This window comes from Candidatus Binatia bacterium (assembly GCA_036493895.1).
In the GTDB taxonomy this organism is placed as follows: domain Bacteria; phylum Desulfobacterota; class Binatia; order UBA1149; family CAITLU01; genus DATNBU01.
The window spans coordinates 17,461-34,237 of record DASXOZ010000048.1 but is presented as its reverse complement, the minus strand read 5'-3'; the positions used below and the strand labels follow the sequence as shown (position 1 = coordinate 34,237).

The window sequence follows — 16,777 nt, the reverse complement described above, 5'->3', positions numbered from 1 at the left end:
CGGGCTGCGGATTCTCGATCCTCGCCGTTTCGGGCTGCGGATTCTCGATTCTCGCCCTTTCGGGCTGCGATCAGGATGCAAAACTCGCGGCCGGCGGCCCGATCCGCTCGACGAGCGGCGAAAGCGCTGCAACGTCGAGGCCATAGAAGCGCGCGGCGTTGCCGCCGAGCATCGCGGCGACTTCGCGATGCGGGAGCCCGTCGAACGCCTGGTGCATCTGCGGCTTGGTCACCGGCCAGGTGCCTTCGGGATGCGGATAGTCGCTTCCCCACATGATGCAGTCGATGCCGATCTGGTGGCGCTGCTCGGCCTCGCGTCGTGACATGCACGATGCGCCGAGCGCCACCTGGCGCGCGAAGTATTCGCTCGGCTTGCTCTTGAGATGACTGCGGTAGTCGCCGAGCTTGGCGGCATAGTGCGTCTCCGAGTAACGCTGGTCGAGCAGCGCGAGGTACTCGGGAACCCAGATCGTCGTGCTCTCGGTGATCGCGACGCGAAGTCGCGGATGGCGCTCGAAGACTCCGCCCCAGATCAGGTACGTCAGCGGCCGCACCGCCCACCAGACGACTTCGGAGACGTAGATGCCCATCGCCCCGGGCCTGGCAATGCCGTCGGGCGCGATGAGGGAACCGAAAGCATCTTCCATCGGCGCGGCGCCCGAATGGAAATGGATGATGACGCCGTGGTCCTCGCACGCCGCCCACAGCGGCTCGTACTTGGGATGATGGTAGGCGTCGAGCTTGCCCCACACGCAAGGAAGAAGAATGCCGCGAAGACCGTTGGCAGCGGCCCACTCCACTTCCTTCACCGCTTCGGCCACGTCCCACAGCGCCGGTACCAGCGCGACTCCGACCCGTCGGTTCGGAGCCATCGCGACGAGCTCGGCCAGCCAGCGGTTGTGCGCCCTGGCCCCTGCCCACTGAAGCTCCGGGACGATGCGCTCCTCGACAGGCAGCGATAGTCCGGCACCGAACGGAGGCGTGTTCATCTCGGTGATGCCGTCGGGAAAGATGACTTCGGCAGCGATCCCGTCGCCGTCCATGACGCGCAGGCGCTCAACGTGGTCCCACGCCCCGCTCAGGCCCGAGCCCGCGTCCACCCGCCATTGTTCGTTGATGTCGTCGATGAGGAACATCTTCGACATCTTCTGCATCTCGGCGATCTGGATCGGCAGCGCGACGTCGAACGCGTCGCGGTACTGCGGGTCGAGGTACTCGCGGTAGCGATCGGGCGGGAGCCCGGCATGACAGTCGGAAGAGACGACGAGCAGACGGTCCATCGCAGTAATCCTCAGGCGGCTTCGCTGTAGAATTGTTTCACCCACTGGCGGAACTCGGCCAGGTAGGTGTCGGCTTCGCAGAGCACGGGACGCGCGCGGTGCACCTTGTTCGACCAGATGCGAAGGTCCTGCATCACGCCGCTGGTCAACCCGTTCATGAAGTCCTCACCGGCAAGGTCGACCATGTTCCTGGTCGCCGTGAGCAGCCAGCGCGAGAACGTGCGGCCCTGGTCGACCGGCGTCGTCGACGAGAACATCAGCAGCCCGGCATTCGGAATGCCGACCGTGCTGACGGCCGAAAGTCCGATTCCCCACGAGTCGCGCACGAGCGTGGTCTCGAAGCGTCCGTAGGGCGTGTCGCGAACCTGGGTGCTCGAGATGCGGTAGGCACGGCCGTCGGCAGCGTAGGAAATCTCGGAGGGCAGCGGCTCGGTGTTGCCGTGCACGAACTGGAAGTGCACGGGATCGTTGTTGTTCTCGTGCATGTCCTGCACGTGCACCGGCACTTCGAGCTCGAAGGTGCGCGGCTCCGACCAGTCGGGGTGACCGATCTCGGTAAGCTCCGGAAAATCCCAGCTCGGCGCCGCGCCGGCGTCGTGGTGCCAGACGAAGATCATTCCGTTCTTCTCGGCGACCGGCCACGAGCGCACCGCCGCTTTGGGCGGAATCCGCTCGCAGTAGGGAATTTGCGTGCAATGGCCGCTGTCGCCGTCGTACGTCCATCCGTGGAAAGGGCACCGCAGCCCGTCGCCGATCACGCGGCCGCCTTCGCCCAGATGGGCGCCGAGGTGGGGACAGTAAGGATCGAGCACGTGCGCTTTTCCGGAGCGCCCGCGAAAGATCACCAGGTCTTCGCCGAAGTAGTGGATGCTCTTGACCTGGCCGTCGATCAGTTCCCTGCTCCACTCGACGGCGAACCAGCCGTTCGGGATCGGCAGCACGGTATTTTCGACTTCACGCCTTGCCATCTCGTCTCTCCCTTTCCTGTCGCTGCCGTGATCTGCCGGCAACCGCGCGCAGCGGAACCGCGGGCGGCTCGCTGGCGCTCGCTGCGCCGGCGGCGAGCGCGTCGGCGAGGAACGCGGCGGCCGATCGCGCCCTTTCGACGATCGGGTACGCCTCGAGGTTCGCCCAGTTGAACATCAGCGCGTAGTACGTCCCGAGGATCGTGTCCGTCAGCGTTTCGGCCGGGTGGCGGGCAGTGACTTCGCGGGCAGCGACGCCGTCGCGCACGATCGCCGAGAACGCCGCATGAAGTCGCCGGGCGTTGGCCGGCTCGTCGTCGGCGTGCTGGGCGGCATGGATGATCTCGGCGAGGAGCTCGCGGTGCATCGGCCCGGCGGCACGGGCGCGCTCGGCGACGCTTTCGAAGAACAGCACAAGCCTTTCGCGGGTGTCGCGGCCGTGGCGGCGGGCACGGTCGATCTCGCCCAGCAGGATTTCCATCGATGCGTCGGCCATCGCACGGACCAGGTCCTGCTTGGCGGGGAAATGGTTGAAGAACGTCTTGTGCGCGACGTCGGCGCGGTCGCAGATCTCGGCCACTGTCGTCGCGTGCACGCCCCTTTCTTCGAAGAGCGCTTCGGCCGCCTCGACCATGCGTCGGCGCACCTCGAGCTTGCGGCGCTCGCGGCGCCCGGGGACGGCGGCAACCGGCTCGTCCGGCTCGGAAATCAGGGCGTCCATCCGCCGCGGAAGCTAGCGGTCGATATACGACAATGCAAGAGTATACTGTCAGTATACTTTTGTTGCCCCCGCTTCGGGGGGCCGCGGCGCAGCCCCGAGGTCCCTTCCGGGGTCAACGCGTGCCTGAGAGCCCATCGCGGCCGCGGGTCTCGGCAGTGCGACTGAACGGAACTACAGGCGTACGCACCGCTTTTTTGCATTCGGGGGCCTTGCTCCACCTGCTCCATCGTGAAAACGTCTGCGCCTGCACTCCCGGGGGGAGCGCGTAACCACAGAGCCGCTCCAAGGGAGGAGCGGCCCTCGTGCTCGGAGGTAGTTCCATGCGGATTCCGTCGATTTCGTCGTCGTCGTGCCGGCGATTGCTTGGTAGTGCCGCCGTTGCGGCGGCCTTTCTGTTCATTGCAACCGGCGCGGCTCACGCGGGCGGCGTGTCCACGACGACGGAGCTGATCACTACGACCACGGTGCTGGAGCCCGCCTGCGGCAACTTCGTCGTCGAGCCCGGCGAACAGTGCGACGACGGCAACACGGTGAGCGGCGACGGCTGCAACTCCACGTGCCAGACGGAATTCTGCGGCGATCACGTCGTCAACGACTGCACCATCCCGCGCGGCCGCTCCATCGGCTTCTGCCCGGAGCAGTGCGACGACGGCAACACGGTCAGCGGCGACGGCTGCTCGGCCAACTGCAAGATCGAGTTCTGCGGTGACGGCGTCACCAACAACATGGGCACCGAGCAGTGCGACGACGCCAACACCGACAACACCGACGCCTGCGTGAACTGCCAGGTCGCCACCTGCGGCGACGGTTTCGTGCACACCGGCTTCGAGCAGTGCGACGACGCCAACACGGACAACACGGACGGCTGCGTGAACTGCCAGCTCGCCACCTGCGGCGACGGCTTCGTGCAGACCGACGTCGAGCAGTGCGACGACGCCAACACCGCCAGCGGCGACGGCTGCAGCTCCGACTGCACCCTCGAGTTCTGCGGCGACGGCCTCGTCAACAACGGCACCGAGACCTGCGACGACGCCAATACGGACAACACCGACGCCTGCGTGAACTGCCACGCGGCCGCCTGCGGCGACGGCTTCGTCTACGCCGGCTTCGAGCAGTGCGACGACGCCAACACCGTCAGCGGTGACGGCTGCAGCTCCACCTGCGTCCTCGAGTTCTGCGGCGACGGCGTCGTCAACGACGGCGGCAAGGAGCAGTGCGACGACGGCAACACGAGCGATGCCGACTTCTGCAAGAACAACTGCACCCTCGCCACCTGCGGCGACGGCATCATCAACCAGAGCAGCAAGGTGCTGGAGCAGTGCGACGACGGCAACACCGCCAGTGGCGACGGCTGCAGCTCGACCTGCACGCTCGAGAGCGGCGCCTGCTGCTTCGGCCAGGCTCAGTGCAGCGATGTCACGGCATCGGCCTGCGCCGACCTCAAGGGCAGCTTCAGCGGCGCCGGAACGAGCTGCAAGAACTCGTCGGTCTGCGTGAACTGCGGCGACGGCGTCCTCGAGTTCGGCGAGACCTGCGACGACGCCAACAACGCCAGCGGTGACGGCTGCAGCTCCACCTGCACGGTCGAGACCTGCTGGAAGTGCTCGGGCGCGGCGCCAACCGGCGACAATCCGCCGCCTTCCCCGTCGGTCTGCACGCCGGACGACCAGGCGACGTGCGACGACGGCAAGCTGTGCACCCTCAGCGACCACTGCAGCAACGGCGACTGCGTCGGCAGCCCGCCGATCATCCCGGCAGCCTGTGACTGGGTGATCGTCGGCGGCAACCCGACCAAGACCGTGCAGATCCGCACCCGCGGTGAAGTGGACATCACCGGTCACTCCTGCGCGAAGAAGACGCGCATCGGCGACACCAACTCGGTCAACGGCGACGTCATCGCGACCGAGGCGAGCGGAACCGGCTCGCAGTGGGGCGCGCTGACCGACGAGATCGGCGACATCTGCACCGGCGGATCGGCGATCAGCGGACGCCCGAGCGACGTGACGCTGCCGGGCCTCAACCAGTTCACCGTCGCGGCCGGAAGCTCGGCCGTCCAGACGGACAACCCGACCCGCGATCTGGACGCGACCGGCGGCTGCACGCGTGTCGCCGACTGCCAGGACGCGATCGACACGATCGTTCCGTCGACCGGACTGCTGGATAACCTCAACCAGACCGACAACAAGGGTAAGGTCGAGATCCCGATCAGCGGCAGCCTGACGCTGACGGCCACCGGCGCACTCAACGTGATCGACTTCCGCAAGCTGTTCGGCGGCGACCACTCCAACCTGATCCTGGACGGCGCGAACATCCCCGGGGTCGCGTTCGTGCTGCGCGTCAGCGGCAAGATCTACCTGTCGTTCGACACGACGATCCAGCTCATCAACGGAGCCGATGCGTCGCGCGTGATCATCTACGGCAAGGGGCTGTGCAAGTACGGCCAGAAGGTCACCGGCAAGGGCACCGCGTTCTGCCCGAACGGCAAGATCAAGGTCGACCAGAACAGCACCTGGGACGGTGCCTTGATCAGCGGCAAGAAGCGTGTCGACCTGAGGCACCAGGCCGCGATCAACCACGTGCCTCTGCTGCTCGGCGCTCCGTAAGGCGCGCGCCCGCGGCGCACGACAAAGGGCCGGCCTCTCGAAAGAGGGGCCGGCCCTTTCTTTTTCAGCGGGCTAGTTTCCTGAGCCCGCCGCGAGCACTGCTGCTGCGCAGCGCTCGCCGTCCATCGCAGCCGAGACGATTCCACCGGCGGCACCGGCCCCTTCGCCGCAGGGGAAAAGGCCCTCGAGCTGGGGATGCATCGAAGTGCGCGGATCGCGCGGGATGCGAACGGGCGCCGACGTGCGGGTCTCGACGCCGACGACGATGGCCTCCTCCGTGAGAAACCCGGCCATTTTCCGGCCGAACTCGCGAAAGCCGTCGCGAAGCGCCGACGTGAGCGCCGCGGGGAGCACCGACGAAAGATCGGCGGCCGTGACGCCGGGCGGATACGAACAGGCGGGCAGGGAAGCGCTGTCGCGACCGGCGAGGAAATCGAGCAGACGCTGGGCAGGCGCCATCGCCCGTCCCCCGCCGGCGTCTGCTGCAGCCTCTTCGATCGACGCCTGCAGCCGCATGCCGGCCAGCGCGTCGTCTCCTTCCAGATCCGGCGCCGGATCCCGCGCCAGATCGTGCGCGAAATTGCGCGCGACCTTGCGCGCATCCTCGACCGTAGTCTCGACGACGATGCCGGAGTTGGCCCAGGGCGAGTTGCGACGCGACGGCGACCAGCCGTTGACGACAACCTCGCCCGACGCCGTAGTTGCCGGGCAGATCACGCCCCCGGGGCACATGCAGAACGAATACACGCCGCGGCCCTGGCTTCGATGCAGCAGCGAGTACGACGCTGCAGGAAGGCCTTCGGGCCGCGGAGCGCTCCCGTACTGGATGCGGTCGATGAGGTCCTGCGGATGCTCGACGCGCACTCCCATCGCGAGCGGCTTCGGCTCGAGCGCGAGCTTTTCCCGCCCGAGCATCGTGTAGATGTCGCGCGCCGAGTGTCCGGTGGCGAGCACGACTGCATCGCCTTCGAAGATGCGGCCGTCGCCGGTGCGAACGCCGAAGATGCGGCCGTCGCGGCGAAGCAGCGCTTCCACCCTGGCGCCGAAGATCACGTCCGCTCCGCAGCCGACGATGGTCTGCCTCAGCGCCTGCACGACCGCGGGCAGGCGGTTGGTGCCGATGTGCGGATGCGCGTCGACGAGGATGTCGGCCGCCGCGCCGTGCTGCACGAGGATCGAAAGGATCCGGGCTACCTCGCCTCGCTTGGTCGAGCGCGTGTAGAGCTTGCCGTCGGAAAACGTTCCTGCGCCGCCTTCCCCGAAGCAGTAGTTGGAGTCGGGGTCGACGATGCCGTCGCGACTGAGCAGGGCAACGTCACGACGGCGCGCCCTCACCTCCTTGCCCCGCTCCAGAATGAGCGGGCGGCGGCCGCCTTCGATCAGCTTGAGGGCGGCAAACAGGCCGGCGGGCCCGGCTCCGACGACGAGGACGGGAGCGGCGGCCGCCACGTTGCGCAGGTCCAGCGAGAATCCCCGCTCCGGCTGCGGCTCCTCGTCGATCCAGACGCGGATCTTGAGCTGGAACACTGCCGGCCGCGGCCTCGCGTCGAGGCTTCGGCGCAGCAGCGTAACGTGGCGGATCCGCGAAACGGCCACGCCCACGGCCCTGGCCGCCGCCTGCGCCAGAGGCCCGGCTGCTTGCGTGGCCGGAACGCGAAGCTCGAGATCGCGGATCATCTGGTGTCGGCGCGTTGTAGCGCGCGCCGTCCCGCAACGCTTGCCGGCGCGGGCACAGGCGGCCGAAAAAAGCGGCCGCGACGCTCGACACGACGCGAGCATCGCCTATACGTGCGAGGATGATCCAGGACGCGACCCGCCGCTGGTCCACGCAGGATGCCGCCGAGCTGTACGAGGTGTCGGGCTGGGGCAAAGGCTACTTTTCGGTCTCGACCGCCGGGCACCTTCTGTGCCACCCGGAGAAGGACCCGACCCGTTCGGTGGACTTGAAGCAGCTCGTCGATTCGATGCAGCTTCGCGGGCTCGACCTTCCCCTTCTCGTGCGCTTCAACGGCATCCTCAAGGACCGCGTCCGCGAGATGCACGACGTCTTCGCGCGCGCGATTGCCGAGCACCGCTACGGGGGAGGCTACTCGTGCGTCTACCCGATCAAGGTCAACCAGCAGCGGCACGTCGTCGAGGAAATCGTCCGCTGCGGCAAGGAATTCGGGTTCGGCCTGGAAGCCGGCAGCAAGCCGGAGCTGCTGGCCGTCGTCGCGATGACCGAGGCCAACTCGCCGATCATCTGCAACGGCTTCAAGGACAGCGAGTTCATCGAAATGGCAATGCTCGCGCACAAGGTCGGGCGCAACGTCACGCCGGTGGTCGAGAAATACACCGAGCTCGACCTGATCCTGAAGAGCGCCCAGAGCATCGGCGTGCGTCCCCAGATCGGCATGCGCGTCAAGCTCGCGGCCCGCGGCTCCGGGCGCTGGCAGGCTTCGGGCGGTCACCGCTCCAAGTTCGGGCTGACCGCCAGCGAAATCCTGATGGGCCTGGAAGAGCTGAAAGGCCACGGCATGGCCGACTGCTTCAAGCTGCTGCATTTCCACCTCGGCAGCCAGATCACCAACATTCGCTACGTGAAGGCCGCGCTCATCGAGGCTGCCCGCATCTACACCGAGCTGTACCAGCGGGGAGCGGGCCTGGAGACGATCAACGTCGGCGGCGGGCTCGGCGTCGACTACGACGGCTCCCAGACGAATTTCGAATCGAGCATGAACTATACGCTCGAGGAGTACGCCAACGACGTCGTCTACCATATCCAGAGCATCTGCGACGAGGCGGGCGTGCCCCATCCGAACATCGTTTCGGAGAGCGGAAGGGCGCTGACGGCGTACCACGCGGCACTGATCTTCGGCTGCCTCGGCGTATCCGGCCAGGGCGGCGGAGAGCAGGTTCCTCTTGCGGTGCCCGACGATGCCGAGCAGCCGCTGCACGACCTGCTGCAGACCTACCACGGTCTTACGCCGCGCAACGTGCTCGAAAGCTACCACGACGCCCAGCAGGCGCTCGACACCGCGATGAACCAGTTCGCCACGGGCTACCTGCCGCTGGACCAGCGCTGCCTGATCGAGAACCTGTTCTTCGCGACGCTGCGCAAGATCCGCAAGATCACCGAACAGCTCGACTACGTGCCCGAGGAGCTCGAGGGCCTGGACCTGATGCTGTCGGATACCTACTTCTGCAACTTCTCGCTGTTCCAGTCGATGCCCGACAGCTGGGCGATCAAGCAGCTCTTTCCCGTGATGCCGATCCACCGCCTCGGCGAGGCGCCCACCCAGCACGCGGTGATCGGCGACGTCACCTGCGATTCGGACGGCAAGATCGACCACTTCATCGACCGCCGCGACGTGCGGCGCACGCTGCGCTTCCACTGCTTCAACGGCGAGCCGTATTATCTCGGCGCCTTCCTCGTCGGCGCCTACCAGGAAATCCTCGGCGACCTGCACAACCTGTTCGGCGACACCAATACCGTGCACGTCGACCTTACCGAGAACGGCGAAGTGGTGATCGGCAGCGTGATCAAGGGCGACACGGTCAGCGAAGTGCTCAACTACGTGCAGTTCCCCAAGGACCAGCTCGTGCACAAGCTGCAGACGGCAGTGGACCAGGCGGTTCGCGCCGGCAGGCTCGATCACCTCGAAGCGGGGCGTTTCCTCAAGTTCTATGAGGACGGGCTCAACGGCTATACCTACCTCGAAGAAGTGCACGGGCACTGACGGGCGCGCCAGCGCTCTTGCGCGGGCGGCGTTTCGATCACGATGCCCGGCGCCGGTAGACGCGGATCTCCGGCCCGGTCGCCGTGAGGCCGTCGCCGCGGAAAGTCTTGATCAGGTCGTAGCTCGCGAACAGGCTGTGATAGGCCGCCGCTTCCTCGGGAAACTGGTCGGGGTGGTTGACGAAGCGGCCGAAGTCGCCGCTGCTCGCGACTAAATAATCGCACCCTTCGACGTCCGCCGAGCTGATCAGTCCCCAGAATCCCACCTCGAACACGTGGAAGCGCTGCGCATCGACCGCCGGCGTGTAGTGCTCGCGCGCGATGAGACTTCCGCGCGGCAGGTTCTCATCGATCCAGGTCTTGGACAGCCACTGGGTGTTCGGCAGCACGAGAACGCGGGTGTATTCCCTCGCCGCCGCCAGTTGCCGGTTGCCGCCGACGGCAAGAAGTGCCGCCGTGCAAGCCGTCGCCACCCACATCGAGACACGCCATCGGCCGCGAGGGGTGTGCGCCGCCGCGTCGGCCAGTACCATGATCGAGCAGCCCGCCGCGATTGCCGCGAACGGCACCACCGCGACGATGTTGCGGTCGAAATGCACCGGATAGGCGCCCATGACCGCGAACCACGCAATCGGGAATACTGCCAGGATCGCCGCGACGCGCGGTTTGCGAATGGCGAGAAGAGCCAGCCCTACCGCCGCCGCGGCCAGCGGCAGCGCACCGAAGCCGTCGCTGAGCGCACCGAAATAGAATCCGTAGCTCGTCCCCTGCGACACTGCGCCGGAGTCGATCGTGACGTAGCGGTCGTGCAGGGCGTCGAGAAACGCCACGAAGAGATCGGGGTGAAGAACCGAATAGGGAGTCGCGACCACGAACCCGAGCACGCCTGCGACCGCCGCCAGCGCGAGCCGCCCGTCTGCGAGCGATGCCGGCCATGTCGCGCCCGCGGCGTGCCGGCCCGCCGGCACCGCGCGTGACCTCGAGAAGCAAACGACGTGCGCGACCAACACCGGAAGAATCGCCAGTCCGCCGTTGTACTTCGTACTGGCCGCGAGCCCGGCGGCGAACGCCGCAGCGGCGTAGTCGCGCATCCGACCGCCGCGCGTGCAGATCCGCACGCTCATCCAGAGCGACAGCGTCACGAAGAACGTCATCGGCACGTCGGTCGTGATCGGCAGCGAGTTTGCGACGTGCAGGCGGCTGAACGCGGTCAGCGCCGCCGCGATGAGCGCGGCGCCGCCGCCATAGATTTCGACGGCGCAGAGATAGGCGACAAGGACCGTCGCCACCGAGAACAGCACCGTCACGGTGCGGCCGGTGATGTAGATCGTCGTCAGCGGAACGTCGGCGAACGTCGGCGCATCGGACAGGGCGTAGCGCAAGCGGTAGGAAACCGCCTGCACGTAGTAGAACAGCGACGGATAGACGAAGGTGCCCGGATCGGGATTGCCGGTCTCCGCCATCTGCCGCGACGGATCGACGACCGCGTATTCGTCGGGATGCACGAGTGCGGGAAGCCCGAACGTGACGGCGGGGTAGCGGATCGCAAAAGCCGCGAGCACGATCGCGCCGAGCACGAGCGCCCTCAGCACCCGCGCGACGATGGCCGGCGGCGAGATGGAAGTCGGCCCGACGATCACCAGCGCAATCCTATCGCAGCGGGCCGAGCGCCGGAAGCAGCGGGCTCGCCGTCGTAAGTTTACATGGAGCCCGAAGATGCTGCGTTGGCAGGCATGTCCGTTGCCATGTCGATGCGGACGCCGTCAAGGAACGCTTCGCCCTCTCTCGACAGCCCCGGATCGATTTCGCTGGCCGGTCCTCGCTCGCTGTAGAAGAAATCGAGAGTGGTTCGCGGCCACTTCGGATGCAGGCAGCGGTATCCGCGCAGGATCATCGTCAGGTCCTCGTGCGGTGCGACGGGAGAACCGCGCACGAGGTACGAGGAATCGAAGCGGATGCACCATTGCTCCTGGCGCGGAGCGGGATGCTGCTCGTAGGAGACGAGCTGAACCTGGTACGGCGCATCCTGCGACGTCGCGCGGGCCATCTCGGCAAATTCCGAGGCGCTGGCAGGCTGGCGGTCCAGGTGCCCGAGGCTCACGCGCGCAAAGAAACTGTGCGTATCACTTTCCGGATGCAGGTGACGGCGAAGCATCACGTCGTCGTCGTGCTCGTCGCTGCGCAGCAGGTACCATTCCCAGCTTACAGGCCGTGCGAACGAAAACCCGAGATAGCTCGAGCGCGGCGGCATGTCGCCGCGATGGATTTCGCCGGCGGTGACCGAGCAGGCGCAGGCAAGCGATGCGGCCAGGGCGATCGAGCAGCGCAGGTGCGGCAGTCGACGGCGCCGTCGCTGCGGCCTTCGGTTACTGGCCGCCGTGGTCATTGCGTAGCGTCGGCGCAGGCTCGATGGCCGCGAAATCGCTGTCGAGGGCCGAGTTTCGAGAGATGCGGTCATGCTTGTGCCTCCCGCTCCGGCTGCCTGGATTGTGAGTCATGCCACGACGTGCGGCAAGCGCGGCCGGTCTGGCCTGAGGGAAATTCCCTCGGATTCTTTTTGAGATTGCGCCGGCAGGTTGCCGTCCTCGCCGTCGCCAGATCGCAGGATCGGGTCCCGTTCGACTCGACGTCCGGAGATTCCGGATGGACAACGATGCCTTCGCCCGCGCGCGACGCGTTTCGCGCAGGTGGGAATCCTGCGGCGCACTGCAGCAGCGCCGACTCCCCACGCCCGGCGCAACGGATGCGACACGGCTCACCATTCGCTATCGCGCTCGCGCGCGCAACGCACGAGCGTCGCCCCCCGCGTGCGACGACTTGCGCAGCCGGCCACCCCACCCCGCGGATCACGCGGCGACACCCGCGGGCGGGCTCAATCGCCATGCTGCAACTGCGGTTTCGCGAAACGCCGTTGGACGCCGCAGGCTTTCGTGTCGGGATCATCGAAGCGCGCATGCACCTCGTCGCTTCCGGAAGCGTCGACCTTCGCGCGCACCAGACATGGTGCCAGGCCGTCTCGCGTATCCGCGAAGGCCGCATGCACCCGGAAAGGCGATGCAAAGTTGCCAGTGAGCCAGTGAGGATGACGAATGCCGAAACCACCCGAGCCCGACCTTGTCTGTTTCTCCCATCTGCGCTGGGACTTCGTGTTCCAGAGGCCGCATCACCTGATGACCCGCTGGGCACGCGATCGGCGCGTGTTTTTTTTCGAAGAGCCGTCGCCGAAGCCTTCCGATCGCGCCCGTCTCGAGCTGCGACTGACGAGCCACGGTGTCCACCTCGTGACGCCGCACCTGCCGGCGGGCGCCGACACCGCCACGACGATTGCGGAGCTGCTGCCGGAGTTTTTCCGCTCGCGCGCAATCCGCCGCTTCGTGAGCTGGTACTACTCTCCGCTGTGGCTCGAGAGCACGTCGGCGCTCGAGCCTGCGGCAATCGTCTACGACTGCATGGACGAGCTGTCGGGATTCCGCAACGCCTCGCCGCGCCTGAAAGTTTTCGAGCGCGAGCTTTGCCGGGTCGCCGACCTCGTTTTCACCGGCGGCCAGAGCCTCTTCGAATCCAAGCGATTCCTGCACCGCTCGGTGCACGCATTTCCGAGTGCGGTCGACATCGCCCATTTTGCGAAGGCGCGCACTCCGGAGGTCGATCCGCCCGACCAGGCGGATATTCCGCACCCGCGTCTCGGCTTCTTCGGGGTGATCGACGAGCGCATGGACCTCGATCTTGTCGAGCAACTCGCCGAGCGCCGGCCCGACTGGCACATCGTCCTCGTCGGCCCGATCACCAAGATCGATCCGGAAAGCGTGCCGAAGCGGCCGAACATTCATCTTCTCGGGTCCAAGCCGTACGAGGAGCTCCCGGCTTATCTTGGCGGATGGGACGTCGCGCTGCTCCCGTTCGCGCACAACGAGGCCACCCATTTCATCAGCCCGACCAAGACGCCCGAGTACCTCGCGGGCGGGCGGCCCGTCGTCTCGACATCGATTCGCGACGTCGTCCGGCCCTACGGTGAGCTCGGACTGGCCGAGATCGCCGACACTGCCGAAGAGTTCGAGTCCTGCATCGAGTTCCTGCTCTCGAGCGACAGCGCCGAGCGCCGGCGCCGCGCCGATGAATTTCTCGCCGGAATCTCGTGGGACCAAACCTGGTCGGCAATGAAATCGCTGGTCGACGCGGCAGTCGGATCATCCGGGCCGCCGGGCCTCGCCGGCGACGGCGCAGGCCGGGGCGCCGCGATGCGCGGGGCGCGCGGCTCACGCGACAGCGTAGGAATTCCGGCCGGCGGACGCAGCGGCGTCGGCGGAACCTCGGCGCGACTTTCCGCCGCGGGCTCGCCCGCCATGGCGCAACCGGCGCGCCCCTGCTTCGACGTGCTGGTCGTCGGCGCCGGATTTGCCGGCAGCGTCGTCGCCGAGCGCCTCGCCTCGCGCGCGCACAAGAAGGTGCTCCTGTGCGACGTGCGGCCCCACATTGCCGGAAACGCGTACGACTATCGCAATTCCTACGGCCTTCTCGTCCATCGCTACGGTCCGCACATTTTCCACACGAACTCGCCCGACGTCTTCCAATACCTGTCGCAGTTCACCACGTGGAGGCCGTACGAGCACCGCGTGCTCGCGTGTGTCGAGTCGAGGCTGCTGCCGATCCCGATCAACCTGGATACGGTCAACCGCCTCTATGGCTGGAACCTCGACTCGCAAGCACTCGAGAGCTACCTCGGCCGCGTCACCGAGGCGCGCGAAAAGATCGTGACGTCGGAGGACTCGGCCATCAGCCGCGTCGGCCGCGACCTGTACGAGAAGTTCTTCCGCAACTACACGCGAAAGCAGTGGGGCCTGGACCCGAGCGAGCTCGATGCCGCGGTCCTCGCGCGCATCCCGGTGCGTACCGACCACGACGACCGCTACTTTACCGACAAATACCAGGCGATGCCTGCCGATGGCATGACGGCGATGTTCACGAGAATGCTGGATCATCCGAACATCACGCTCGCGCTCGGAATCGACTACCGGCGCCTGCTCGGGCGCATCCGCGCGACCGAGATCATCTACACCGGCCCTGTCGACGAGTACTTCGACTGCTGCTACGGAAAACTGCCGTACCGCGCGCTCGCATTCTCGCACGAAACTCTCGACGAAGAGATTCACCAGCCGGTCGCCGTCGTCAACTATCCCAACGAATACGACTACACGCGCGTCACCGAGTTCAAGCACCTGACCGGCCAGCAGCACCGCAGGACGTCGATCGTCTATGAGTATCCCTGCGACGAAGGCGACCCGTACTACCCTGTTCCGCGGCCGGAGAACGCGCGCCTTTACGCCAGATACGAGGCATTGGCCCAGGCAACGCCGCACGTGCACTTCTGCGGCCGCCTCGCGACGTACCGCTACTACAACATGGACCAGGTGGTGGCACAGTCGCTGACGCTGGCGTCGCGCCTGCTCGGGATGCAGCGCAAACAGCTCCTGGCCTATGCGAGTTGAAGAGGAGCGCGAGTGCTGGGCACGCAAAACGGTGTATAGTGCGCAACGCCGCAGGCGAGGCAGCTTTCTTCCGGGCCGCCCTCCGTGCCTGCAGCGTATTGGCGCCGAATGCGCATGATTCCGGAGACTCGCTCCCAGGAGCTCGTGCTCCTGGAGGGCGACATGCTCGACCCGTACGGGCGCGGCTATCCGCGCCCTCAGCTCCAACGCGATTCGTGGATCTCGCTCAACGGCCGGTGGGAGTTCGCGCTCGACCCCAAAGGGGCAACGGGCGTCCTCGACGTCGTCTGGCGTGACATCATCGAGGTTCCGTTTTCTCCCGAGACTGCACGAAGCGGAATCCACGACACAGGGATGTATACGGCGTGCTGGTACCGGCGTCGCTTCGTCTCGCCGCCGCTGCCGCCCGACAAGCGACTGCTTCTGCACTTCGGCGCCGTGGATCACCATGCGACGGTGTGGCTCAACGGCCAGCGCATCGGCGAGCACGAGGGCGGCTACACGCCGTTTCAACTCGACATCACCGATTACCTGGTACCCACCGGGGAGCAGGTCCTCGTCGTGCGCGCCGAGGACGATCCGCTGGACCTCGAAAAACCCCGAGGAAAGCAGGACTGGCAGCGCGAGCCGCATGCCATCTGGTATCCGCGTACCACGGGCATCTGGCAGACGGTGTGGCTCGAGGTCGTTCCGCCGCTTCGAATCGACCGCCTCGCGTGGAACACGAGTCTCGAACACTGGGAATGCTCGCTCGATGCGTGGATCCGCTGCACCGACGACAAGGGTCTCCAGCTTTCCGTCACGCTGAGCTCCGGCGGCAGCGTTCTTGCGCGCGACAGCTACGAAGTTCTTTCCAGGGAAGTGCACCGGCGCCTGGCGTTTTCCGATCCTGGAATCGACGATTACCGCAACGAGCTGCTGTGGAGCCCGCGCAATCCGAAAATCATCGACGCGGAGCTGCAGCTGAGGACGGCGGACGGCAAACTCCTCGATCGCGCGCGGTCGTACACGGCGATCCGTTCGGTCGCGCTCGAAGGCGACCGCTTCGTGCTCAACGGACGGCCGTATTTCCTGAGAATGGCGCTCGACCAGGGCTACTGGCCCGAAAGCGGACTGACGGCGCCGGACGACGCTGCTCTGGTTCGCGACGTGATGCTCGCGCGCGCCATGGGATTCAACGGTGTGCGAAAGCACCAGAAGGTCGAGGATCCGCGCTACCTGTACTGGGCCGACCGGCTCGGCATGCTCGTGTGGGAAGAAATGCCGAGCGCCTACCGGTTCTCACCGACGGCCGTTGCCAGGGTCACTCGCGAATGGGAACGGGTGCTCGCGCGCGATTCGTCGCATCCGTGCATCATCGCGTGGGTGCCGATCAACGAATCATGGGGAGTGCCCAATCTTCCGCAAAGTGCCGTCGAGCGTCACTACATCGAAGCGCTTTACCACCTGACGAAGAGCTTCGATCCGACGCGGCCGGTCGTCGGCAACGACGGCTGGGAAAGCGTCGCCACCGACATCATCGGCGTGCACGACTACGACCCCAACCCCGACAGGCTGCGCCACCGTTACCACGGCGACCGCATGCTTCCCCACCTCCTGCTGCAGGAGAGACCCGGAGGGCGCCGTCTCGTTGTCGGCGATCGCCCGCACGCCGATCATCCGGTCGTGCTTTCCGAGTTCGGGGGCATCAAGCTCTCGAACAAAATCGGTGCGTGGGGTTATCACTCCAGTGAAAGCTCCGAGGATCTCGCGCGCCTTTACGAACGGTTGATGGATGCAGTGCGATCGCTCGGGCTTCTCACCGGGTTCTGCTACACGCAGTTCACCGACACGTACCAGGAAGCCAACGGCCTTCTCGACGAGCATCGCAATCCGAAATTCCCGATCGAACGAATCCGCGCAGCGACGATGGGGCCACCGGGGGAAAAGCCCGTCTGGGCATGAAGCGACCATCTCGCCCAGAAGCGCTGAATGTCCCTCGCACCGCAATCGTCACTGCTTTTTG

10 protein-coding genes are annotated in these 16,777 nt (G+C 66.3%); 4 read left to right on the top strand and 6 right to left on the bottom strand.

Going from position 1 to position 16,777, the window contains the following annotated elements:
• Positions 1-70 precede the first annotated feature (70 nt).
• The 3 genes from VGK20_11715 to VGK20_11705 are packed head-to-tail and all read right to left on the bottom strand — an operon-like array spanning position 71 to position 2,965.
• A complete protein-coding gene (locus VGK20_11715) occupies positions 71-1,279 on the bottom strand; it encodes an amidohydrolase family protein (GenBank protein HEY2774703.1) in 1,209 nt (402 codons plus the stop codon).
• Between the two features lie 11 nt (positions 1,280-1,290).
• Positions 1,291-2,247 carry a Rieske 2Fe-2S domain-containing protein gene (locus VGK20_11710; GenBank protein HEY2774702.1) on the bottom strand — a complete coding sequence of 319 codons (957 nt, stop codon included), beginning with the start codon at positions 2,245-2,247 and terminating at the stop codon, positions 1,291-1,293.
• A complete protein-coding gene (locus VGK20_11705; GenBank protein HEY2774701.1) occupies positions 2,234-2,965 on the bottom strand; it encodes a helix-turn-helix domain-containing protein in 732 nt (243 codons plus the stop codon). Before VGK20_11705 ends, VGK20_11710 begins: the two co-directional genes overlap by 14 nt.
• A 320-nt stretch (positions 2,966-3,285) precedes the next feature.
• On the opposite strand from VGK20_11705, the gene VGK20_11700 reads away from it, so the two are divergent.
• Entirely contained in the window at positions 3,286-5,568 is a 2,283-nt protein-coding gene (locus VGK20_11700; protein HEY2774700.1) for a DUF4215 domain-containing protein, read from the top strand.
• Between the two features lie 72 nt (positions 5,569-5,640).
• Here the strand turns inward: VGK20_11700 and VGK20_11695 are convergent, their stop codons facing one another.
• Positions 5,641-7,245 (bottom strand): FAD-dependent oxidoreductase, encoded by a 1,605-nt coding sequence (locus tag VGK20_11695; protein ID HEY2774699.1) that lies wholly within the window; start codon positions 7,243-7,245, stop codon positions 5,641-5,643.
• Between the two features lie 119 nt (positions 7,246-7,364).
• Here VGK20_11695 and speA point away from each other — a divergent pair, with 119 nt between their 5' ends.
• Positions 7,365-9,287 (top strand): biosynthetic arginine decarboxylase, encoded by a 1,923-nt coding sequence (gene speA, locus VGK20_11690; protein ID HEY2774698.1) that lies wholly within the window; start codon positions 7,365-7,367, stop codon positions 9,285-9,287.
• A gap of 37 nt (positions 9,288-9,324) precedes the next feature.
• Here the strand turns inward: speA and VGK20_11685 are convergent, their stop codons facing one another.
• Together VGK20_11685 and VGK20_11680 are read right to left on the bottom strand one after the other, a co-directional pair.
• Positions 9,325-10,926 carry a glycosyltransferase family 39 protein gene (locus VGK20_11685; GenBank protein ID HEY2774697.1) on the bottom strand — a complete coding sequence of 534 codons (1,602 nt, stop codon included), beginning with the start codon at positions 10,924-10,926 and terminating at the stop codon, positions 9,325-9,327.
• A gap of 59 nt (positions 10,927-10,985) precedes the next feature.
• A complete protein-coding gene (locus VGK20_11680) occupies positions 10,986-11,672 on the bottom strand; it encodes a hypothetical protein (GenBank protein HEY2774696.1) in 687 nt (228 codons plus the stop codon).
• A 703-nt stretch (positions 11,673-12,375) separates the two neighbouring features.
• Here VGK20_11680 and glf point away from each other — a divergent pair.
• Entirely contained in the window at positions 12,376-14,772 is a 2,397-nt protein-coding gene (gene glf, locus VGK20_11675; protein ID HEY2774695.1) for a UDP-galactopyranose mutase, read from the top strand.
• Between the two features lie 114 nt (positions 14,773-14,886).
• Positions 14,887-16,716 carry a glycoside hydrolase family 2 TIM barrel-domain containing protein gene (locus tag VGK20_11670; protein ID HEY2774694.1) on the top strand — a complete coding sequence of 610 codons (1,830 nt, stop codon included), beginning with the start codon at positions 14,887-14,889 and terminating at the stop codon, positions 16,714-16,716.
• The last annotated feature ends 61 nt before the right edge of the window (positions 16,717-16,777 follow it).

Coding starts and splice junctions, on each gene's coding strand:
- VGK20_11715 (HEY2774703.1), bottom strand. CDS start 1,279: ATGGACCGTCTGCTCGTCGTCTCTTCCGACTGTCATGCCGGGCTCCCG.
- VGK20_11710 (HEY2774702.1), bottom strand. CDS start 2,247: ATGGCAAGGCGTGAAGTCGAAAATACCGTGCTGCCGATCCCGAACGGC.
- VGK20_11705 (HEY2774701.1), bottom strand. CDS start 2,965: ATGGACGCCCTGATTTCCGAGCCGGACGAGCCGGTTGCCGCCGTCCCC.
- VGK20_11700 (HEY2774700.1), top strand. CDS start 3,286: ATGCGGATTCCGTCGATTTCGTCGTCGTCGTGCCGGCGATTGCTTGGT.
- VGK20_11695 (HEY2774699.1), bottom strand. CDS start 7,245: ATGATCCGCGATCTCGAGCTTCGCGTTCCGGCCACGCAAGCAGCCGGG.
- speA (HEY2774698.1), top strand. CDS start 7,365: ATGATCCAGGACGCGACCCGCCGCTGGTCCACGCAGGATGCCGCCGAG.
- VGK20_11680 (HEY2774696.1), bottom strand. CDS start 11,672: ATGACCACGGCGGCCAGTAACCGAAGGCCGCAGCGACGGCGCCGTCGA.
- glf (HEY2774695.1), top strand. CDS start 12,376: ATGCCGAAACCACCCGAGCCCGACCTTGTCTGTTTCTCCCATCTGCGC.
- VGK20_11670 (HEY2774694.1), top strand. CDS start 14,887: ATGATTCCGGAGACTCGCTCCCAGGAGCTCGTGCTCCTGGAGGGCGAC.